Source organism: Pseudoduganella sp. HUAS MS19 (assembly GCF_053615455.1).
Genome location: NZ_CM132133.1, coordinates 1,532,933 through 1,552,099 on the forward strand (window position 1 = coordinate 1,532,933; position 19,167 = coordinate 1,552,099).

Genomic DNA, 19,167 nt, shown 5'->3' on the forward strand with positions numbered 1-19,167 from the left:
ATCAGCGCCCTGCAGCGATGCGCACCGTGGCCGGCATGCCCATGCGCAGCACATCGGCCTGGTCGTCAGCCAGCACGCGTACCTCATATACGAGCGAAGTGCGCAGTTCTTCGGTCTGCACGGTTTTCGGGGTGAACTCGGCCACCGAGGAAATGTAGCCCACTTTGCCGGCCAGCGCCTTGCCCGGCTGGCTGTCTATCGAAATGCTGGCAGGCGCGCCTGGCCTGATGCGCCCCAGGTCGGCCTCGCGCACATAGGCGCGGACCCACTTGGGATCGGCAATCGCCAGCGTATAGACGGGACGCTGCGGCGACGCCATGTCGCCGGCTTCCATCAGGCGCGCCCGCACCACGGCATCGACGGGCGCCTTCAGTGCAGCCTCGCCAAGCTGGTATTGCAACAGTGCGAGCGCCGCATTGGCGGCGTCAAGCTGGGCCTGCGCTTGCGCGATATCTTCCCGGCGCGGGCCGTGCAGGGCCAGCTGCTGGCCCTGGCGCGCCTGTTCCAGCGCGGCCTGCGCCGACCTGGCCCGGGCGCGTGCCGCATCGGCATCCTGCTGGCTGACAGCACGGCCGTTGCTGTCCTGCTGGACCGCCAGGATGCGCTCGAGCTGCTGGCGCGCCAGATCGGACTCCGCTTGCGCCGCCACCGTGCGGGCCCGTGCTTGCGCCACTTCTTCCTGGCGGGTGCCGGCCTTCAGGCGCGTCAGCGCTTGCTGCTGGGCACCGGCCTGGGCTTGGGCCTCGGCCAGGCGCAAGCGCAGGCCACGCGTGTCGAGTTCCGCCAGGACCTGGCCGGCCTGCACTTTCTGGCCCTCCTCCACCAGCACCCGTGCCACTCTTTCGCTGGCAGGGAAGGCCAGCGCCACCTGCCGCAAGTCGACATTCCCGTACAGGACCAGTTCCCTGCCGTCTGGCGCAGGGCGGCTCCAGTACCAGGCGCCGGCCGCGATGGCCGCCGCAGCAAGTAGGGTAATTCCAGCAAGTTTTTTGTTCATGGCAGAACCTCCTGCAGAAATTCTACATTAAATTCAAATTTGGATTTGAATTCATTTTCGACGTACAATGCGAGCCATGCAAAAGAAGACTGCAACCCGTGCCAGCCGCCAGGACGGCGATGCCACCCGCCAGGCCCTGTTGGACGTGGCGGGCCAGGTGTTTGCCGAACGCGGCTTTGCCGACGCCACCAGCAAGGAAATCTGTGCCCGCGCCGGCACCAATATCGCTGCCGTCAACTATCACTTCGGCAGCCGCGGCGCGCTGTACGAAGCGGTGCTGGTGGAGGCGCACCACCATTTGCTCAAGCTTGAGGAAATGCAGGAAATTGCGTCGCGCGACATGGCGCCGCGCGACAAGCTGCGCGCGATCCTGCACGGCATCGTGCTGCGCGCCACCGGGCCCGCTGCACATTGGGGCGCGCGTGTCGTGATCCGCGAACTGATGTCGCCCACGGAACACGCGCCGGTACTGGTGCATAAAGCCATCGCGCCGAAAGCCATGGTCATGCTGGGACTGGTGTGCGAAATCCTCGGCCTGCCGCCGGCCACGCCCGGCCTGCAGCGCGCGCTATTCCTTTTGATGTCGCCCTGCCTGGCGCTGCTGGTGGCCCCGCGCGAAATGCGCACCAAGCTGTTTCCCGCCCTGGGCGATACGGCAGGCCTGGTCGAAGACATGATGACTTACGCGGGCGCCGGCCTTGACGCTATTGCTGCGAAATATTCAGCATCGCCTCGACCACCGGGTGGCTGATGCGCCGCTCGCTGGAAATGGCATAGAACTGCTCCTGCAGCTCGGATGCCGGCCCCACCGGCACGGCGCCAAACTGTTCCAGCATATCGCCGGCCAGTGCTGCCGGCGCGAAGAACAGCCCCATGCCGCTGCGGCCGAAAGTATTTAGCATCGCACTGTCTTCGAATTCGCCTGCCACGTCAGGCCGCACGCCCTGTTCAAGCAGCCAGGCGTCGATGCGGCCGCGCAGCGCCGTATTCCGGGTCGGCAGCAGGATCGGGGCGCCGTTCAGGCTTTGCGGGAAATCCCTGGCGTATTTGCGGGCCAGCGCACGCACACCGAACAGCTGCATTTCACTTTCCCCCAGCAGGTGGCTGAACACCTTGAGCGATGCGCTGGCGCGCACGGGGCGGTCGGTCAGCACCACGTCCAGCTTGTGCAGTGCCAGTTCCGCCAGCAGGGTGTCGAATTCGCCCTCGGTGCAGACCAGGTGCACCGGCGTGTCGGGCGGCAGCGCCGCCTGCAGGTAGTGCGCCGCAATCAGTTTGGGCATGGAGTCGGATATGCCCACCGCCAGGCGGATCTTGCCGACGTCAACTTCCTCGAGTGCCTCCTGCATCCGGTCGCCAAGCTGGAAAATCTGCTCGGCATAGGCCAGGGCGACCCGGCCCGCTTCGGTCGGCACCAGGCGGCGGCCCTGCTGGGTCAATAGTGACTTGCCGATTGATTGTTCCAGCGCCGCGATCTGGGTGCTGACTGTCTGGATGGCTAATCCCAGCCGGTCGGCGGCCCGGGTCACGCTGCCCTCGGCAGCAACCATGCGGAAGAAGTAGAGGTGGCGGAAATTCAGGCCGGGATTTTTCATGTTTCCATTTTTTCGAAGTAATACTTCGATTATCTTCTATTTTATAAATGGCGTCCTGCCCTTACACTGGCTCGACTTATCAACAAGAAAGGGTCAACCGATGAAGCACTTCAGGATCTCATTCCTGGTCTCCTTCATCTGCCTTGCTGCGGCAGGCTGGTGGGGGTACCAACACACAGGCGTCAGTGGCGCCCTGGCGGCCTTGTGGATCGCCTTTATCCTGAGCGTGATGGAAGTCTCGCTCTCCTTTGACAACGCGGTTGTCAACGCCTCCGTCCTGAAGAACTGGGATGAATTCTGGCAAAAGCTGTTCCTTGGCGTCGGCATCATCATCGCGGTATTCGGCATGCGCCTGGTATTCCCGCTGGTGATCGTGGCGGTGGCGGCAGACCTCAGCATCCCGGATGTGTGGACGCTGGCGCTGAACGATCCGAAAGCCTTCTCGACCCACCTGACCAACCACCACGCTGAAGTGGCGGCATTTGGCGGCATGTTCCTGCTGATGGTGTTCCTGAACTTCATCTTCGACCATGAAAAGCAGATGCACTGGCTGGGCAATGTGGAACGCAAGCTGGGTGCGCTGGGCAAGGTTTCCTCGATCGCCATCATGATCTCGATGGGCGTGTTGCTGGGCAGCCTGAGCATCGTTGAAGAGTCGCAGAAGTTCATCGTGCTGGTGGCCGGCATGTGGGGCCTGCTGATCTACATCGGCGTCGATGCGCTGTCCAACTGGCTGGAAAAGGAAGAGGAAGGCGGCGTGAATGCCGGCGACCTGGTCAAGCGTGGCGGTATCGGCGGCTTCCTCTACCTGGAAGTGCTGGATGCTTCGTTCTCCTTCGACGGCGTGATCGGCGCGTTTGCGATCACCAGCGACGTCGTGATCATCATGCTGGGCCTGGCCATCGGCGCGATGTTCGTACGCTCGATGACGGTCTACCTGGTGCACAAAGGCACCCTGGAAGAATACGTCTACCTGGAACACGGCGCGCACTATGCGATCGGCATCCTGGCAGTGATCATGTTGGCGAGCATGAAGTTCCATATTCCGGAAGTGATCACCGGCCTGATTGGCGTGGCATTTATCGTGGCATCGCTGTGGTCTTCGATCCGCCACAAAAAGCTCGAACTGAAGAGGGCCTGAGACGTGCGTGCTGATACGGCAGCAGGCTAAGCAATACGATTACCTCCGTTGACGCCCCCATGGCGTTCTTCCTTGCGGTGGCCCTGGAAACAGGCCACCGTTTTTTTTTATTGGAGGGCGAGCATGCCGGCGTTGTACAGGGCGTGCACCAGCATAGGGGCGAGCAGGGATTTGCTGCGTTCCGCGGCGATTGCAGTGCAAAGTCCCAGCACGAACACCGGTGCCATGGCCGGCGGGGGATGGATGACCGCGAACAGCGCGGCGCTGGCGGCCATCGCCTGCCAGGCCGGCAACGACCGGCGCAGGCCGCCGAAAAGCTGGCCGCGGAAGATGAATTCTTCAAAAACTGGCGCTGCCAGGATAGCCAGTGGTGCCAGCCACGCCAGGGCAAGCTGCTTCGGCGCGCCCGGCATTGCCCCGAAGTGGCGCAGTATGGCCAGCCACAGGAAACCGCATGCCAGTGCGGGCAGGGCCATCAGCAGTCCCCATCCGAAGACGCTGCGCCAAGCCTTCGTCCATGGACCGTTCCACAGGCGCGGCACGCCGGCGGCGGCGCTACGCCAGTACAGCAGGCGCGCCAGCCCGTAGACGAAGGCGCCGGCCACGACGAACGACAGCGTTACCGTCGTCATCGACAGGGGTTTGCCGGCCAGGTAGAGTGCACCTGCGACCAGCAACTGCAGCAGGAAGAACAGGATGGCCGCCACGATGCCGTCCGATGCCGAGACGCGCGGCGGCGGCGAAGCGGCAGGATCGAGCAGGTAGGGCAGGCAGTCGCGGGCGCGCTGCCACAGCGACAGCGCGAGGGCCGCCAGAAGTACGATGGCGGCCAACCGGACATGCCATTCGTGCGTGTTCAGCGCATACGTGTACAGCGACGACAGGATCAGGTAGGCATAGGCAAAGGTGGGGCGCACGCGGGCGTGCATGTCCTGCGCCAGCGGATCGCAGGCCCATACGCCCAGCGCGACGGCGATGGTTGCGAAGATGGGAATGCCGGCCATGACCAGCACGAGCTGCGCAAGCAGGCGCCCATCGGCCGGCACGCCAAACCACAATCCCATGGCGAATACGGCCAGCGGGTAAATCAATGCCAATACGGACCAAAGCTGCGCCTTCTCGGCCAGCATGGCGCCAATGCTTCTCGGGTAGGTATACAGCAGCCACAGGGCGTGGCCTTCGGTATTGATGGTCTGGAAGGCGGACAGCATCAGCACATATGCGCCGAGGCCGAAGGCGACGGAAGACAGCAGTGCCGGATTGCCGATGAACTGGCCCATATCCTGCACCTGCCCGTTCAGCACCAGCTGGCTGCCGAAGATGACCAGGGGGATCAGCAGGCTTTGCACCAGGAAGTTGCGGTCGCGGCTAAGCAGGCGCAGCTCGCGCCGCTGCAAGGGTGTGCCGGGCGCCCAGCCAGCGAAAGCTGGCCGCACGGCGGCGCCGCGGCCGGTCTCGCGCGAACTGGTGGCGACGACGCCATCGGCCAGCAAGGCATGCAGCAGGCGCAGGCCGAACCAGATCGCGAACGCGGTTTGGGCTGCCAGCAGGGCGCCATAGCCCAGGCCATGCATTGCGTCGCGCGCATTCAAGGCCTGCAGCGCCAGGCCGGGCGGCGTCCACAGGGACCAGGCCGGGAATTGCGCGGCCCAGCCCATTGTCAGCGTGGCGGTCGGCATGGCAAGCGACATGGCCAGGTACATCAGCGGCATGCTGGCGACTGAGGCGATCGCTTGCAGGTTGCGCAGCTGCGAAGGCGCGAGGCGCAGCCGCAGGCCGGTATCGGCCACCGTACGCAGGGTCGCCGCGCTGGCCAGCAAGGGCAGGGTGCATGCCGCTGCCAGGAATGGGGTGCTCCAGCGGTAGCCCGAATGCCAGGCCACTGCCATGAACATGGGCCATAAAGCGAGGATGCCGGAGGGATTGGCCAGCGTGCGTTCCGCAATGCGTGCCAACAGCAAGGTGCGGCGTTCCAGCGGCAGCGTGACCAGCCATTCCAGGTCCCAGTCGGGCTGCGCCAGTTCCCTGCTGCCCAGCGGCAGCAGGAAGGCGATGGCGAACAGCAGGCTGGCCTGCATCGCGGTGGCCTGCATCAGTACGCGATGGAACGGCGCCGCCTGCAGTTCCGCGCGCGCCTTGCGCATGGCGGCGCGCGGTGCGGCGTCCGATTCTGCGGCAACGCACTGGCTGCCGGTGGGCAGGCGGCATTGCATGTTCAGCAGCGAGGTGCTGGCGGTACTCAGGAAGGCGAGCAGCATGAAGGCCGACAGCACGAAGGTGGCCAGCCAGCGGGCATTTTTCTTGCCGCGCGTGGGCGCGCGGCTCGGTCCGGTCCGGCCCTTGCGCAAGCGCACGGCATTGCCGATGTTCAGGAGCCGCAACAGGCGCAGGCGTGCAAGCAGCCAGAATGCACGCGGGGCGCTCGGCAGCTCCATCATGCGGCCAGGCTGTCTTCGTCGGTGAGTTTAAGGAACAGCTCTTCCAGTGTGCTGTTTTCGCTGCTGGCGCCGCGTAGTTGTTCCAGCGTGCCGGTGGCAACCAGGGCGCCGCGGTTGATGATGCCGACGCGGTTGCACATGCGCTGCGCCATGTCGAGCAGGTGGGTGGAAACGAAGATGGTCTTACCGGCCGCAGCGCTGGCAACCAGGCGATCCTGCACTTCGCGTGCGGCGCGCGGATCGAGGCCGTTGATCGGCTCGTCCAGGATCAGTACGGCGGGATCGTGCACCAGGGCGCAGGCCAGGCCCAGCTTCTTTTTCATGCCCATCGAGTAGTTGACGGCGAATTCCTCGCTCACGTCCTGCAGGCCGAATTCCTGCAGCAATTGCGCAGCGCGTTCGATAGCGGCCTTGCGCTGCATGCCGTGCATCTCCGCCACAAACTGCAGGATTTCCCGTCCGCGCAGGAAATCGTAGAAGATCGGGTTGTCCGGCAGGTAGCCGACGTGGCGTTTTACTTCGGCGGCATCGGCCTGGCAATCGAGGCCGTCGACCAGCACGCGGCCGGCGCTGGGCACCAGGATGCCCATCATCATGCGGATGGTCGTGGTCTTGCCCGCGCCGTTCGGCCCAAGGAAGCCAAACACTTCGCCGCGCCGTACGGTCAGCGTGAGCGGCTGCACGGCGGGGAAGTCGCCGTACTGCTTGGCCAACCCCTGGAATTCGATCATGGCCGCAAGCTCATGCCGATGCGTTCCGTGCGCGGCGCCCAGTTGCCCAGGATGTCGGCGGAAACCAGCACGCGCTCGGCGCGGCCGATCAGCAGCTTGCGTGGCACGAAACCGATGAAGCGCGAGTCGCGGCTGTTGTTGCGGTTATCGCCCAGCATCAGGTAGCTGTCGGCAGGTACGGTGACGGGACCGAAGTCGCGCTGCGCATCGACTTCGGGCAGCACCTGGATGCTGTAGCTGGCGCTGGCATTGTGTTCCCGCAGTTGCAAGGCCTGCAGCTCGCCGACCTTGTCGATTTGTTCGGTAGCCTTGCCCAGCACCGCGTAGTCGGAGGTCTTGCCGTTGATGACCAGGCGCTCCTCGCGGATTTCCACGCGGTCGCCCGGCAAGGCGACGATGCGTTTGATCAGGCGGGTGCGGTCTTCGGGCGAGAAAAAGGTGACCACGTCGCCGCGCTGCGGTTCGCCCAGGTGGCTGACGGAGATGTCGGTCAGCGGTACTTTCAGGTCGTATGCAATGCGGTTGACGAAGACCACATCGCCCTCCAGCAGGTTGGGGTGCATGGAGGCGGAAGGAATCGGGTTCCAGTCGGCGATGGCGGAGCGGAACACGCCCAGCATCAGCAGGAAGACGATAAAGCCTTTGTTTTCACGAATGAGTTTTTTCACGACCGGAGTCTCCGTCTTGGTTCAGGAAACCGCATCATCTTATCAAAACCTTAAGCACCGCTTAGACCGAAGGCCGCCAGCATCTGGCGCTGGCCTTTTGGCGCAACTTGCAGCGCGCGGCTGTCGAGATCCTGCTCGACCCAGCCGCGCTTCAGGGCCAGTTGCAGCAGCGCCGCGCCAAGCGCACCGCCCAGGTGGGGCTTGCGTTCGCTCCAGTCCAGGCAGGGACAGGCGAAGCGGCGCCGCAGCTTGCGCAGGGCCGGCAGATCCAGCCCAAGCTGCGCGAACTGCTGCTCGCCCGCCGCGCTCAGTTCATATCCGTCGCTGGCTGCCGCCAGCCATCCCTGCGCGGCGAAATGGTCATGCAGCCTGACTGCAACCGTGCCAGCCATGTGATCGTAGCAGGTGCGCGCGTTGCGCAGCCGGTCAGGCGTATTGGGCTTGAACTCATTGCGCGGCAAGCCCGCGACGACCAGCAAGGCTTCCAGCGCGCTCGCGACTTCCTGGTTGGCGAGCTGGTAGTAGCGGTGCTTGCCCTGCGCGAGCTGCACCAGCAATTGCTCGTCCTTCAGTCGCGCGAGATGGGCGCTGGCGGTGGAAGGGCTTACTTCCGCCACGATCGACAGCTCGGTGGCGGTACGCGCGTGACCGTCCAGCAGGGAGCACAGCATGCGGGCACGGGCGGGTTCGGCGATGGCGCCGGCGATGTTGGCAAGCTTGGAATCCATATTTCGATGTCGGGCGAATTGTCGTTGCGCTCTTTTCAGCATACTGCAATTTCCTGAACATTGCCGGAGGAATGAAATGCAGAAGCTGGAATGGGACGCGGGACGGGTCTTGTGGCTTGCCGCAGGTACCGCACTGGTGGAAGAAGTGCTGGGCCATCCTTTACTGCGCGTGCGGCCGCTGGCCGAGCCGGTGCCGGCCGCCATTGCCGGCGGCAGCGCCGGCGAGGTGTTCGGCGCGCTGGTACGCATGAACGAAGGCGAACGCCACGCCGCACCCAGGCTGGCCTTGCAGCGCGCCCTGGCATTCGCAGCCAGCGGGGACCTGGCGCAGCGGCGCGCCCGGGCCTTGGCGGCGCACCTGCTGGCCGAGGGCCGTCCGATCGGCGCCTGGGCCTTCGAGGCGCCGGTCAGTACCGTCGCCAGCCTGCTTGGCTTCGCCGATGCCCAGTTGCCCGCAGTGGCGCGCTGGATGGCGGATTTTGTGGCCTGCCTGTCGCCCTTCAGCAGCGCTGCGCAGGTCGACCTGGCGCACGCAGCGAGCCTGCGCCTGCTGGCGGCGATGCGTGAATTGCTGCAAGCCGCGCCCGAAGGATCGTTGGCAGCGACGGTTGCGCAGGAAGCCGCGGCAGCAGGTTGGCAAAACGACCACGCCATCCTCGCCAACCTGGTCGGCCTGTTGTCGCAAACCTACGAAGCCACTGCCGGCCTGCTCGGCAACAGCCTGGTCGCGATCCAGCAGGGCGCAGCGAGCGGCGACGCCAACGCGCTGGTGGCGCAGGTAATGGAAAGCGACCCACCCGTCATCAACACCCGCCGCTTCGCCGCCGCGCGCTGCGAGGTGGGCGGCGTGACCGTCGAAGTGGGGCAGGCGATACTGGTCATGCTCGGCGAGGCGGGACGCGGCTTTGGCCACGGCCGCCACGCCTGCCCCGGCCGGCAGCTTGCGCAGCAAATTGCCGCCGGCTGTATCGAAGCGCTGCGCAGCACGGCGCTGCCACGCCTCACCTGGACTTACCGCGCATCGGTCAATGCGCGCATACCGGAGTTCCACCAATGATTGCAGTGATATTTGAAGTGACGCCGGCCGAAGGCCGCAAGGACGCATACCTGGACATTGCCGCCCGGCTGAAGCCGGTGCTGGAACAGATTGATGGCTTCATCAGCGTCGAACGCTTCCAGAGCCTGGCCGATCCAGGCAAGGTCTTGTCGCTATCGTTCTTCCGCGACGAGGGAGCCGTGCAGCAATGGCGCCGTAGCGAAGCGCACCGCTGCGCCCAGCAGGCCGGGCGCGAACGCCTGTTTGCCGATTACCGCCTGCGCATTGCCAGCGTGGTGCGCGACTACGGCCTCAATGAGCGGGAACAGGCGCCGGCTGACAGCCGCGAACGGCACGGCTGATCAGTGCCCGCGCTGTTGCACCAGCGCGCTGCCTGCGCCATGGCGCTTGCCTTCGCTGACTGCCGTCACGGTGCCGTCGGGGTTGAAGACAATGGCGTTGGCGGCGCCGATTTCCTCCGCCGCGCCATCCCAGCGCTGGCCGAAGCGTTCCAGTGCTTTGGCCTGTGCGCTGCCCGCAAACCCGGGTTCGACGGAGGTGGCCAGCCCATTGCGTTCGGAGATACGGGGCGCATTCAGCGCGGCCGGCATGTCCATGCCCAGGTCGATATGGTTGAAAATGGTCTGCAGCACCGTGGTCACGATGGTCGCGCCGCCGGGGCTGCCGATGGTGAAGGCCGGCTTGCCGTTGCGGAAAGCGATGGTGGGCGACATGCTGCTGCGCGGGCGCTTGCCCGCTTCCGGCACGTTCGGGTGCGGGCCGGTGAAATCGAAGTCCGTCATCTCATTGTTCAGGATAAAGCCATAGCCCGGCACCGTAATGCCGCTGCCGCCCCATGATTCGATGGTGAAGGTGTAGGCCACGATATTGCCGTCCTTGTCGGATACGGCCAGGTGCGTGGTGTGCGCGCTTTCCGACAGCAGTCGGGCTTTGGCGGCGCCGGCCGGGCGCAGCGGCACGCTCGGGTCCTGCTGGAACAGGTACGGATCGCCGGGCTGCGCGTGGTGCTGCGCCCGGGTCGGGTCGATCAGTTCGCGGCGCCGCGCCGCATACTCCTTGCTGACCAGGCCCGCCACCGGCGCATCGACATATTCGGGATCGGCCAGGTAGGCATTGCGGTCGGCAAACGCCAGGCGCGCCGCTTCCATGTAGAGGTGTTCGGCTTTCTCGCGCGGCATTGCCTTCAGGTCGAAGCCTTCCAGGATATTCAACGCTGCCGCAATCGTCACGCCGCCGCTACCCGGCAGCGGCATGCCGGCCAGTTCATAGCCGCGGTAAGTGCTGCGCACCGGCTGGCGCCAGCGTGTTTCGTAGTTGGCCAGGTCGGCCAGCGCCATCTGGCCCGGACGGACCGAAACCCCCGCGGCGACAGGGGGACGGTTGACCGAGTCGACGATGGCCTGCGCCAGCTTGCCCGAGTAGAAGGCCTTGACGCCGCCGGAGGAGAGCAGGCGGTAAGTCTTCGCCAGGTCGGGATTGCGCAGCATGGTGCCGGCCGGCAGTGCCTTGCCGTCCCGCATATAGCGCGCGGCGGTGTCGGGGAACAGCGCGAACTTTTTCTCGTTCTCTTTGACCAGCGCGACGAAGTTGTCGTTCAGCTTGAAGCCGTCCTGCGCCACCTTGATGGCCGGAGCCAGCACCTGTTTGAACGACATGGTGCCGTAGCGATCGAGCGCATCATGCCAGCCGCGCACCGTGCCTGGCACACCGACTGCCATGCCGCTGGCAACCGCGGTGTCGAAATCCGTCGCCTTGCCGTTTGCCGAGAAGGCGTTGGACGTGAAAGATGCCGGCGCCACCTCGCGATGGTCGAGCGTGATGACGCGGTTCTCCTTTGCCAAGTAGATCATCATGAAACCGCCGCCGCCCACGCCGCAGCTAAAGGGGTCGGTCACCCCCAGCGTGGCCGCTGCCGCCACGGCCGCATCGACCGCGTTGCCGCCCCTGTTCAGGATCGCCAGCGCCGCTTGCGAGGCCGGTTCGCTGATGGTCGCCACGGCGCCGCCGGTGCCGTTGGCAACCGGAGTCTTGGCCCAGGCCGGGGCGCTGAACGCCAGCGCGATGATGATGGTGGAAGTCAGTCGTCGGGGCAGGGCGTTTGGCGTCATGGGCAGCTACGTTGGCTGGGAAATATTTACCCGCAAGCTTACCCGATAATCGGGCGCCGGTGCCTTCAGCGGCGGTGCCTCGGCCGGTTCCATCCCCAGCAGGGTGAAGGTCAGCCCGTTGCGGGTCACCGACTTGCTGGCGCCCGGCATAGCGTCCGCCAGGACGAAAGCGGTGTTGCCCCGCTGGTCGGCCAGCACAAAACTGTAGCTGATATATCCAGCCCAGACGCAAACTGCGCCCTGCTTACAACGGCTGTCGTTGACTCGCTCGAGCTTGAGCGTAACGTTAGGGGCCAGCCTGACGACTTCCCCCTGTGCCAGGACATAGCTGGCGCTGGTGCGCGGTGCGGGACGGCTGGCTGCGTCCTCGGCAGTACTGCGGGTCGAGCCGCAGGCGGCGGCGATGGCGAGGACCAGGCCCGCCATGCCCAGACAGATCAGTCTAGCTTGCATGATGTTCTCCTCTGGCCTGAGAACAGCTTAGCAAATCGCAAACCCTCGTGTTGCACTGTTGAGTCCACTCAACAGTAAGCGGCCGGCAAAAAAAGGGCGCCCCGCAGGGCGCCAGTTCTTCTTATTGGAATTGACCACTTATGCTTTGCGGCGACGGCGGAACCCTCCCATGCCCAACAGCCCGACGCCCAGCAGTGCCAGAGAAACAGGTTCCGGCACCTCGCTGGCTGGACTTGGCGGCGCATCGTCGACGTTGCCGGCCAGTACCTGGAAGTGGATGTTGGTGTTGTTGTCGTGAAGGTTCAGGGAATTCAGCTTGAAGGTATGCACGCCGCCGCCTGTCAGTGTCACGTCATCCCAGTAGGCCGAGAACCCGGCGGGCTTGGTTTTGTTGGCCGAGTTGTTGTCCACGATGAGATCGAAGTCGAAATCGTGCACGTTGCCGCCATTAGGCGGCGCAATGCCGAAGTCGAAAGTGGTGTCGGTTGTTACTTTGACGTAGAGCACCTCAAGGTCCTTGATATGGATCCAGTCGGCAAAAGTCCAGACTGAATCGCCGTCCGGATTCCAGCCGGCACTGATCGAACTATCCATTGTCAGCATCAGCGGGTTGGCAGCGGTCTGGCCAGGCTTGGTGGGACCGGCGGCGGCAGCGCCGGCAGCCAGGGCGAACATCGCGGTCAATGCAAGCTTCGTGAACATGGTAGCTCCTCGGTTGGTGTGCTCAACAGATACGAAGCAATCGTTGTGCCAGTGACCGAAACTCAGCCATATCAAAGGCTTACAAAATATTTCTCAATGGAATGTAAAAATTCCCGACATTAATAACCGTGTTTTGATGTAAAAAAAGCACCGGTCCTTGCGGAACCGGTGCTTTCGCTGGGGCACTACGGGCTTACATATAAGCGGCCAGGGCGCCCTTCATTTTCTTCAAGGCAGCCGCCTCGATCTGCCGGATGCGCTCGGCCGACACGCCAAACTCTTCAGCCAGCGTGTGCAGCGTGGCACCCGAGCCATCGTCGTTGGCCAGCCAGCGCGCTTCCACGATGCGGCGCGAACGTGGGTCCAGCTTGGACAGGGCCGTTTCCAGGCCTTCGGAATGCAGGCGCACCACCTGTTCCGCTTCCAGCACCTTGGTCGGCTCCATGCTGTCCGACGACAGGTAGGCGATCGGCGAGAACTTGTCGTCTTCGTCGTCGGAAGGCGCTTCCAGGGCGATATCGCGGCCGCTCAGGCGGGTTTCCATCTCGATCACATCTTCGCGCTTGACGTCGAGGGTCCTGGCCAGTTCGTCGATCTGGGCCGGCGACATCGCATCCAGGCCCTGCTTGTGGCTGCGCAGGTTGAAGAACAGCTTGCGCTGGGCCTTGGTGGTGGCCACTTTGACCAGGCGCCAGTTCTTCAGGATGTATTCGTGGATTTCAGCCTTGATCCAGTGCATGGCGTACGACACCAGGCGCACGCCCTGGTCAGGGTCGAAACGCTTGACTGCCTTCATCAGGCCGATATTGCCTTCCTGGATCAGGTCGCCGTGCGGCAGGCCATAGCCCAGGTAGCCGCGCGCGATCGATACCACCAGGCGCAGGTGGGAAGTCACCAGCATTTCCGCAGCCTTGAGATCGTTCTTTTCCTTCAGGCTTTTGCCCAGCGCCACTTCTTCCTCGTGGGTCAGCATAGGCAGGCGATTGACAGCCGAGATATAAGCGTCCAGGTTGCCCAGGCTACCGCTGAAGCCAAGGGCCAGCGCGTTGCTGCCGGCAGGTACCAGTGCGTTTGTTGCGGTCATCTTGTCTATCCTCGCTTGAAGGGAATGCTTTTCAGAGTTACCAGCATGCACGACAGAACTTAAATGATTCTTAACCTCTATCATGCCGTTCTGAACATATATTAGCACTCTCCCCAAGTGAGTGCCAATTGCTGGGATTTTATGGCTCTGATAGCAAAAACACTATCGGCACAGGCCTATTCCTTGCGCTGGATCAAAGTCAGGATAAGGGCGCGAAGATTATGCCTCCGTGCGGGTACGCACGCAGGCATTGAAAGTCGGGACAGGCCTGGCTGCGCGAGCAGCCTTGCGCTTCCAAAGGGCGAATGTCCGATTGCCGGACCTGACCCCGACTTTTAATTTAGACGGGAAAGGTGGCGTTGGACGCTGAGCAGGGCGCCCACCAGGCCGAGGCCGGCGGACAGGGCCAGCAGGCCGGCAGTCGCCCATGGGTCGAGCGGCACCAGCTGGAATTCGGAGGCGTACAGCCTTGCCAGGTCGGTAATGGTACGGTTCAACGGCTGCAGGGCCAGCGCTACGCCGCCCAATGCCACGCCGCCGGCACACAGGCCCAGCAGGGCGCCGGTGTAATAGAAGGGGCGGTGGATGAAGCTGTCGGAAGCCCCGATCAGGCGGGAAACCAGAATTTCTTCACGCTGGGTCATCACCTGCAGGCGGATGGTATTGAATACCACTGCTACCACCACCGTGCCCAACGTGACTGCCAGCAGCAGCAGGGCCTGGCGCACTACGCCCAGGATGGCGGCCAGACGCATCACCCAGGCCGAGTCGACCTGCACCGACTCTACGCCAGGCAAGGCGCGCATCTGCTCTGCAATGGTGTCGATCTGGGCGCTTTCTGCCGCGTTCTGGAAAGCATTCAACTTGATCACGTAGCTATCGGGCAGCGGGTTCTCGCCCAGCGTGGCGACCACGTCGGACAAGCCGTTCTTGGCGTTCAGTTCTTCCAGTGCCGCTTCGCGCGTCTTGAAGATGATCCGGGCTTGCGGCGTGATGCTGCGCAGCGAAGATGCCAGGCCGGCGGCCTGTTCGCGTGGCGTGTCGGCCTGGATGAAGACGCTGAGTTCGGGTTCCACGCCCATGTGGCCGGACATCGGCCGCACATTGTCGAGCAGGGTCACGCCCATGAAGGGCAGGGCCAGCGCAATTGCGACCACCAGGATATTGAACAGGAAGGAGCCCGGTGCCCGGCGCACATGCACCAGGGCGGCGCCGAGGGCGAACAGGTGATGGCGCAGCCAGGCGCTCATGCGGCCTCCCGCATCAGTTCGCCGCGCTCGAGGTGGATCACCCGTGCGGCAGCGTCCAGGATCTGCTCGTCGTGCGAAGAAATCAGGCAAGTCACGCCGACCGAGTGGAAGGCGTGCAGTGCATCGATCACCTTGCTGGCGCTGGCGCGGTCCAGGTTGGCAGTGGGTTCGTCGGCCAGGATGATTTGCGGGCGGTTGACGATGGCGCGCGCGATCGAGACGCGCTGCTGCTCGCCGCCGGACAGGGCCAGCGGCTGGCCGTCGGCGCGGTCGAGCAGGCCGACCTTGTCCAGCGCGGCGCGCGCACGCTGCTCGGCTGCCGAGCGCGGCGCACCGGTCACCAGCAGCGGCATCATCACGTTGGCCAGCACGGTGCGGTCGTTCAACAGGCGCTGTTCCTGAAAGATCAGGCCCAGGTTGCGGCGCAGGAAGGGAATACCGGCGCGCTTCAGGGCGCCGATGTCCTGGCCATTCACCAGGACCTTGCCGGAAGTGGGCCGCTCCATGGCGGCGATCATTTTCAGCAGGGTCGACTTGCCGGCGCCCGATGGGCCGGCGAGGTAGACCAGCTCGCCTTTGGCAATGGTGAGGGAAATGTCGCGCAAGGCGACACCGTCCGGGGAATACTGTTTGCTGACGTGCTGGAATTCGATCATGTAGGCCGATTAAGCGAGCAGTGCTTCAACAAATTCAGCCGCATTGAACGGCTGCAGGTCTTCAATCTTTTCGCCGATGCCGATGAAGTAGACCGGCACCGGGCGGACGCGGGCGATGGCGGCCAGGATGCCGCCTTTCGCAGTGCCGTCGAGCTTGGTAATGATCAGGCCCGACAATTGCAGCGCGTCGTCGAAAGCCTTGACCTGGGCCAGGGCATTCTGCCCGGTATTGCCGTCGATCACCAGCAGGGTCTCGTGCGGGGCACCTTCCAGGCCTTTGCCGATCACGCGCTTGACCTTTTTCAACTCTTCCATCAAGTGGAGCTGGGTCGGCAGGCGGCCGGCGGTATCGATCATCACCACATTGGTGCCGCGCGCCTTGCCGGACTGCACCGCGTCAAAAGAAACGGCGGCCGGGTCGCCCGACTCCTGGGAGATCACGGTGACATTGTTGCGCTGGCCCCACACCATCAGCTGTTCACGGGCTGCGGCGCGGAAAGTGTCGCCAGCAGCCAACAGTACCGACTGGCCGTGCGCCTGCATATGCTTGGCCAGCTTGCCGATGGTGGTGGTCTTGCCGGCGCCGTTGACGCCGGAAATCATCATCACCAGCGGCTGGTGGCGGCCCAGCTCGAATGGCTTTTGCAGCGGTTGCAGCAGGGCGATCATCAATTGCTTGAGCGCTTCCTTGACCTGGGCGGCATCCAGCAGCTTTTCTTCCTTGACCTTGCGCTTTAGTGCATCGAGCAGGTATTGGGTGGCGTCGACGCCGGCATCGGACATCAGCAGTGCCGCCTCCAGCTCGTCATACAGGTCGTCGTCGATCTTGGCGCCGACGAACAGGATGGACAGGTTGGCGGAGGTTTTCGACAAGCCAGCCTTCAGGCGGCTCATCCAGCTTTGCCTGGGTTCGGGCTTGGCGGCAGTTTCGACTTCAAACGCCAGCGGGGCCGCCGGCTCGGCGCCGGCTGGCAGGGAAGGAGCAGGGGCCGCGGCAGTTGCGGCCGGCGCTGCGGGCGCGGCTTCCGGCGCGACCGGTTTCTTCTTGAAAAAACTGAACATGGACAGGTTGGCAGAGGGTCCTTCAATCGAACCGCGTATTCTACCAGAGGCTAGCTGAGGGCTTGCCGTTGGCGTTGCCGCCATGCCGTTACTGCCGGGCCGATTTCGGCCAGTTCGCAAACCAGTACCGAGCTTGGCGGACGCTTGCGCAAGGCCGGGTTGTTGCCGCCGGCCCAGATTTCGGCCTGTTCCGGCAGGCGCACCCGCAATTCGCGCAGGCTGTCATGGACGTGGCGCGGGTTCACGGTAGCCGAAAAAGACAGTGCAACGATGTCGGCCTGCAAGGCGCGCGCCCCTTCGACGATGTCGGGCAGCGGCGTCTGGACACCTAGCGGAATGCAATGCGCTCCTTCGGCGGCGAACATGGCTTCGGCCATCAGCAAGCCCAGGCCGTGCCGTTCCTGCGGCAGGGTGGTCAGCAGCACGCGGGGACGTGGCGCCGCGCTGCTATGGTTGACCTGGGGGACGGAAAAGACGGCGCTGCGCAACACGATCTGCACCGATTCTGCAAACAAATGCTCTTCAAATACCGCGAACTGTCCGCAAGCCCACGCCTCGCCCACCAGGGTGGCAAGCGGCGCAACCAGGTTGATGACGAAATTCTTCAAACCCATCACCAGCATCGCCTGCGTCAGCTGGCGGCGGAAACCCTCCATTTGATGGGTTTTGCAGAGTTCTAAGTAGGCTAGCAATTCAGGGTGAGGCAGGGCGGCCGCGTCCCGCTGGCTGGCGGTAGTCTTTTGCGCCAGTGCCTGCAGTTCGTCGGCCGAACAGCCAATGACCTTGCCGGGACGATACCCCAGATCAATCAATCTCTTGATCAATCTCAATTTGACGACTTGTTCACTTGGATAGACTCGCTCTCCGAACGTGTCGCGTTCAGGGCGGGGGAAATCGTAACGACGTTCCCAGACCCGCAAAGTTTCCTTGGCAAGGCCGGTATCCCGTTCCACGTCGCTGATCGTGGATGGAATTGTTACAGAAACCGCACTCGTTTTCATTTGCCGACAGCGCCCCCCAGATTGATACCGACCTGCATTCTAACGCCGAAGTCGTGCGCAAAGTTGCCTGCGGTGCAGGGGAGTTTCACTATGAAACGGGGCGCAAACCGCTTGTCCATGACATAATCCCGGCGCCATCAGTTTAGCCGGCAAATGAACGGAAAGTGTGAAATGTGTCCTGAACAAACAAGTTGAAAGTTGCCTAAATTTTGTTCGGCGCTAGTGGCAAAAGCCGCCATCTTGCAATACGTATTACTACGTGAATAGCAGGAAATATTGAGATCATATAGAATGGCGGGCGATCAGTGCCGAAGAGCCCTGGTGATCGATAACAAAGCAAAGAAAAGGAAGAAGCACATCATGAAAAAAACCCTGATTTCCCTCGCGGTTCTCGCAGCAGCATCGGGCAGCGCCTATGCCCAGTCCAACGTAACCATCTTCGGTATCATGGATGCCGGCATCGTGTCCGAACGCGGTGGCAAGAACGGTAACGTGACCAAAGTGTCCTCCGGCGTCGCCAATGCATCGCGCATCGGCTTCAAAGGCACCGAAGACCTGGGTGGCGGCCTGTCCGCAGTGTTCCTGCTGGAAGGCGGCATCAAAGGCGATACCGGTGAATCCGACGTATCCGGTTCCGTATTCCAGCGCCAGGCTTACGTTGGCCTGGTGTCGAAATCGGCTGGTACCCTGACCCTGGGCCGCCAGTACACCCCTTGGTACAACGCCTTCGTGCAAGTTGGCGACCCGTTCCAGGCTGGCCTGTCCGGTTCGGCCAAGAACATCTTCCCAGCGAACGGCATCAACGTACGTAACAGCAACTCGGTGTACTACAAGTCCCCGGACATGATGGGCATCACCGCTGAAGTGTTCTACGCTGCCGGCGAGCAGAAAGAATCCTCGACCGGCCGTCAACTGGGCGCGTCGATCGGCTACCAGAACGGCAACTTCAACGGCCGCCTGGCTTACAACAACCGTAACAACGACACCGTTGCCAACGGCATCGTGACCGGTCGCGACATTGGCCACAACACCCTGCTGGCCGTGAACTACGACTTCAAAGTAGTTAAAGCCTTCGCCATGTTCGGCGCCAACAAAGGCTTGAACAGCGTTGCATACCCGAACGGCGCCGCCTACACCACCGTGGCAGTGGCTCCATCGACCGACAGCCGCAACTACCTGCTGGGCGCAACCGTGCCTGTGTCGGCTGCTGGCTCCCTGGTCGCTTCCGTGGCCCGCGCGGATGACCGTGATGTTGCCAACCGCGATGCCAACCAGTTCGCAATCGGCTACCTGCACAAGCTGTCGCCACGCACCACCACCTACATGTCCTACGGCAAGATCAAGAACCGTAACGGCGCTTCCTACACCGTTGGCAACAACGCTGAAGCCGGCACCGGTGACTCCGCTTACAACGTAGGCATCCGTCACACCTTCTAATCCCTGCCAGTTCCAGGTCAAAACGGCTGCCTCGCGCAGCCGTTTTTTTTTACAATGCT

At 63.4% G+C, this 19,167-nt stretch carries 19 protein-coding genes; 5 read left to right on the plus strand and 14 right to left on the minus strand.

Going from position 1 to position 19,167, the window contains the following annotated elements; all coding sequences use genetic code 11:
- Position 1: 1 nt before the first annotated feature.
- Positions 2-997 carry an HlyD family efflux transporter periplasmic adaptor subunit gene (locus ACWBU6_RS07170; RefSeq protein WP_452648134.1) on the minus strand — a complete coding sequence of 332 codons (996 nt, stop codon included), beginning with the start codon at positions 995-997 and terminating at the stop codon, positions 2-4.
- A 76-nt stretch (positions 998-1,073) separates the two neighbouring features.
- On the opposite strand from ACWBU6_RS07170, the gene ACWBU6_RS07175 reads away from it, so the two are divergent.
- Complete coding sequence (locus ACWBU6_RS07175) at positions 1,074-1,748, plus strand: TetR/AcrR family transcriptional regulator (protein ID WP_452648135.1); 675 nt, start codon at positions 1,074-1,076, stop codon at positions 1,746-1,748.
- Here ACWBU6_RS07175 and nhaR read toward each other — a convergent pair.
- A complete protein-coding gene (gene nhaR / locus ACWBU6_RS07180; protein ID WP_452648136.1) occupies positions 1,702-2,592 on the minus strand; it encodes a transcriptional activator NhaR in 891 nt (296 codons plus the stop codon). The two genes, ACWBU6_RS07175 and nhaR, sit on opposite strands and share 47 nt — an antisense overlap.
- Positions 2,593-2,692: 100 nt before the next feature.
- On the opposite strand from nhaR, the gene ACWBU6_RS07185 reads away from it, so the two are divergent.
- Positions 2,693-3,733 (plus strand): DUF475 domain-containing protein, encoded by a 1,041-nt coding sequence (locus tag ACWBU6_RS07185; protein ID WP_452648137.1) that lies wholly within the window; start codon positions 2,693-2,695, stop codon positions 3,731-3,733.
- A 107-nt stretch (positions 3,734-3,840) separates the two neighbouring features.
- Here the strand turns inward: ACWBU6_RS07185 and ACWBU6_RS07190 are convergent, their stop codons facing one another.
- The 4 genes from ACWBU6_RS07190 to ACWBU6_RS07205 are packed head-to-tail and all read right to left on the minus strand — an operon-like array spanning position 3,841 to position 8,298.
- The gene (locus ACWBU6_RS07190; protein ID WP_452648138.1) at positions 3,841-6,171 is read right to left on the minus strand and encodes a CPBP family intramembrane glutamic endopeptidase; all 2,331 of its coding nucleotides are present in this window, start codon (positions 6,169-6,171) and stop codon (positions 3,841-3,843) included.
- Complete coding sequence (locus tag ACWBU6_RS07195; protein ID WP_452648139.1) at positions 6,168-6,902, minus strand: ABC transporter ATP-binding protein; 735 nt, start codon at positions 6,900-6,902, stop codon at positions 6,168-6,170. The genes ACWBU6_RS07190 and ACWBU6_RS07195 overlap by 4 nt, the downstream gene beginning before the upstream one ends.
- Positions 6,899-7,570 (minus strand): signal peptidase I, encoded by a 672-nt coding sequence (gene lepB, locus ACWBU6_RS07200; protein ID WP_452648140.1) that lies wholly within the window; start codon positions 7,568-7,570, stop codon positions 6,899-6,901. Before lepB ends, ACWBU6_RS07195 begins: the two co-directional genes overlap by 4 nt.
- A gap of 50 nt (positions 7,571-7,620) precedes the next feature.
- Positions 7,621-8,298 carry an ArsR/SmtB family transcription factor gene (locus tag ACWBU6_RS07205; protein ID WP_452648141.1) on the minus strand — a complete coding sequence of 226 codons (678 nt, stop codon included), beginning with the start codon at positions 8,296-8,298 and terminating at the stop codon, positions 7,621-7,623.
- Between the two features lie 76 nt (positions 8,299-8,374).
- Here ACWBU6_RS07205 and ACWBU6_RS07210 point away from each other — a divergent pair, with 76 nt between their 5' ends.
- Together ACWBU6_RS07210 and ACWBU6_RS07215 are read left to right on the plus strand one after the other, a co-directional pair.
- The gene (locus ACWBU6_RS07210; protein ID WP_452648142.1) at positions 8,375-9,355 is read left to right on the plus strand and encodes a cytochrome P450; all 981 of its coding nucleotides are present in this window, start codon (positions 8,375-8,377) and stop codon (positions 9,353-9,355) included.
- Positions 9,352-9,696, plus strand: a complete 345-nt coding sequence (locus ACWBU6_RS07215) for an antibiotic biosynthesis monooxygenase family protein (RefSeq protein WP_452648143.1) — start codon at positions 9,352-9,354, stop codon at positions 9,694-9,696. Before ACWBU6_RS07210 ends, ACWBU6_RS07215 begins: the two co-directional genes overlap by 4 nt.
- Here the strand turns inward: ACWBU6_RS07215 and ggt are convergent, their stop codons facing one another.
- The 8 genes from ggt to ACWBU6_RS07255 form a co-directional block, all read right to left on the minus strand.
- Positions 9,697-11,463, minus strand: coding sequence for a gamma-glutamyltransferase (ggt, locus tag ACWBU6_RS07220; protein ID WP_452648144.1), 1,767 nt, complete (start codon positions 11,461-11,463; stop codon positions 9,697-9,699).
- A gap of 6 nt (positions 11,464-11,469) precedes the next feature.
- Positions 11,470-11,916: a hypothetical protein gene (locus tag ACWBU6_RS07225; protein ID WP_452648145.1), complete on the minus strand. Its 447-nt coding sequence runs from the start codon at positions 11,914-11,916 to the stop codon at positions 11,470-11,472.
- Positions 11,917-12,054: 138 nt separating this feature from the next.
- Positions 12,055-12,618, minus strand: coding sequence for a PEP-CTERM sorting domain-containing protein (locus ACWBU6_RS07230; RefSeq protein WP_452648146.1), 564 nt, complete (start codon positions 12,616-12,618; stop codon positions 12,055-12,057).
- Positions 12,619-12,811: 193 nt separating this feature from the next.
- A complete protein-coding gene (rpoH, locus tag ACWBU6_RS07235) occupies positions 12,812-13,702 on the minus strand; it encodes an RNA polymerase sigma factor RpoH (RefSeq protein ID WP_452648147.1) in 891 nt (296 codons plus the stop codon).
- Positions 13,703-14,037: 335 nt separating this feature from the next.
- A complete protein-coding gene (gene ftsX, locus ACWBU6_RS07240; RefSeq protein WP_452648148.1) occupies positions 14,038-14,952 on the minus strand; it encodes a permease-like cell division protein FtsX in 915 nt (304 codons plus the stop codon).
- Positions 14,949-15,608 carry a cell division ATP-binding protein FtsE gene (locus tag ACWBU6_RS07245; protein WP_452648149.1) on the minus strand — a complete coding sequence of 220 codons (660 nt, stop codon included), beginning with the start codon at positions 15,606-15,608 and terminating at the stop codon, positions 14,949-14,951. Before ACWBU6_RS07245 ends, ftsX begins: the two co-directional genes overlap by 4 nt.
- Positions 15,609-15,617: 9 nt before the next feature.
- The gene (ftsY, locus tag ACWBU6_RS07250; protein WP_452648150.1) at positions 15,618-16,670 is read right to left on the minus strand and encodes a signal recognition particle-docking protein FtsY; all 1,053 of its coding nucleotides are present in this window, start codon (positions 16,668-16,670) and stop codon (positions 15,618-15,620) included.
- 50 nt (positions 16,671-16,720) lie between these two features.
- Positions 16,721-17,671: a MerR family transcriptional regulator gene (locus ACWBU6_RS07255; RefSeq protein ID WP_452648151.1), complete on the minus strand. Its 951-nt coding sequence runs from the start codon at positions 17,669-17,671 to the stop codon at positions 16,721-16,723.
- 360 nt (positions 17,672-18,031) lie between these two features.
- Here ACWBU6_RS07255 and ACWBU6_RS07260 point away from each other — a divergent pair, with 360 nt between their 5' ends.
- On the plus strand, positions 18,032-19,108 hold the full coding sequence (locus tag ACWBU6_RS07260; protein ID WP_452648152.1) for a porin: 1,077 nt from the start codon (positions 18,032-18,034) through the stop codon (positions 19,106-19,108).
- The last annotated feature ends 59 nt before the right edge of the window (positions 19,109-19,167 follow it).

What these genes read in the sequence shown, in the direction of transcription:
- ACWBU6_RS07170 (WP_452648134.1), bottom strand. Translation starts at nt 997, where the DNA reads ATGAACAAAAAACTTGCTGGAATTACCCTACTTGCTGCGGCGGCCATC.
- ACWBU6_RS07175 (WP_452648135.1), top strand. Translation starts at nt 1,074, where the DNA reads ATGCAAAAGAAGACTGCAACCCGTGCCAGCCGCCAGGACGGCGATGCC.
- nhaR (WP_452648136.1), bottom strand. Translation starts at nt 2,592, where the DNA reads ATGAAAAATCCCGGCCTGAATTTCCGCCACCTCTACTTCTTCCGCATG.
- ACWBU6_RS07185 (WP_452648137.1), top strand. Translation starts at nt 2,693, where the DNA reads ATGAAGCACTTCAGGATCTCATTCCTGGTCTCCTTCATCTGCCTTGCT.
- ACWBU6_RS07190 (WP_452648138.1), bottom strand. Translation starts at nt 6,171, where the DNA reads ATGATGGAGCTGCCGAGCGCCCCGCGTGCATTCTGGCTGCTTGCACGC.
- ACWBU6_RS07195 (WP_452648139.1), bottom strand. Translation starts at nt 6,902, where the DNA reads ATGATCGAATTCCAGGGGTTGGCCAAGCAGTACGGCGACTTCCCCGCC.
- ACWBU6_RS07205 (WP_452648141.1), bottom strand. Translation starts at nt 8,298, where the DNA reads ATGGATTCCAAGCTTGCCAACATCGCCGGCGCCATCGCCGAACCCGCC.
- ACWBU6_RS07210 (WP_452648142.1), top strand. Translation starts at nt 8,375, where the DNA reads ATGCAGAAGCTGGAATGGGACGCGGGACGGGTCTTGTGGCTTGCCGCA.
- ACWBU6_RS07215 (WP_452648143.1), top strand. Translation starts at nt 9,352, where the DNA reads ATGATTGCAGTGATATTTGAAGTGACGCCGGCCGAAGGCCGCAAGGAC.
- ggt (WP_452648144.1), bottom strand. Translation starts at nt 11,463, where the DNA reads ATGACGCCAAACGCCCTGCCCCGACGACTGACTTCCACCATCATCATC.
- ACWBU6_RS07225 (WP_452648145.1), bottom strand. Translation starts at nt 11,916, where the DNA reads ATGCAAGCTAGACTGATCTGTCTGGGCATGGCGGGCCTGGTCCTCGCC.
- ACWBU6_RS07230 (WP_452648146.1), bottom strand. Translation starts at nt 12,618, where the DNA reads ATGTTCACGAAGCTTGCATTGACCGCGATGTTCGCCCTGGCTGCCGGC.
- rpoH (WP_452648147.1), bottom strand. Translation starts at nt 13,702, where the DNA reads ATGACCGCAACAAACGCACTGGTACCTGCCGGCAGCAACGCGCTGGCC.
- ftsX (WP_452648148.1), bottom strand. Translation starts at nt 14,952, where the DNA reads ATGAGCGCCTGGCTGCGCCATCACCTGTTCGCCCTCGGCGCCGCCCTG.
- ACWBU6_RS07245 (WP_452648149.1), bottom strand. Translation starts at nt 15,608, where the DNA reads ATGATCGAATTCCAGCACGTCAGCAAACAGTATTCCCCGGACGGTGTC.
- ftsY (WP_452648150.1), bottom strand. Translation starts at nt 16,670, where the DNA reads ATGTTCAGTTTTTTCAAGAAGAAACCGGTCGCGCCGGAAGCCGCGCCC.
- ACWBU6_RS07255 (WP_452648151.1), bottom strand. Translation starts at nt 17,671, where the DNA reads ATGAAAACGAGTGCGGTTTCTGTAACAATTCCATCCACGATCAGCGAC.
- ACWBU6_RS07260 (WP_452648152.1), top strand. Translation starts at nt 18,032, where the DNA reads ATGAAAAAAACCCTGATTTCCCTCGCGGTTCTCGCAGCAGCATCGGGC.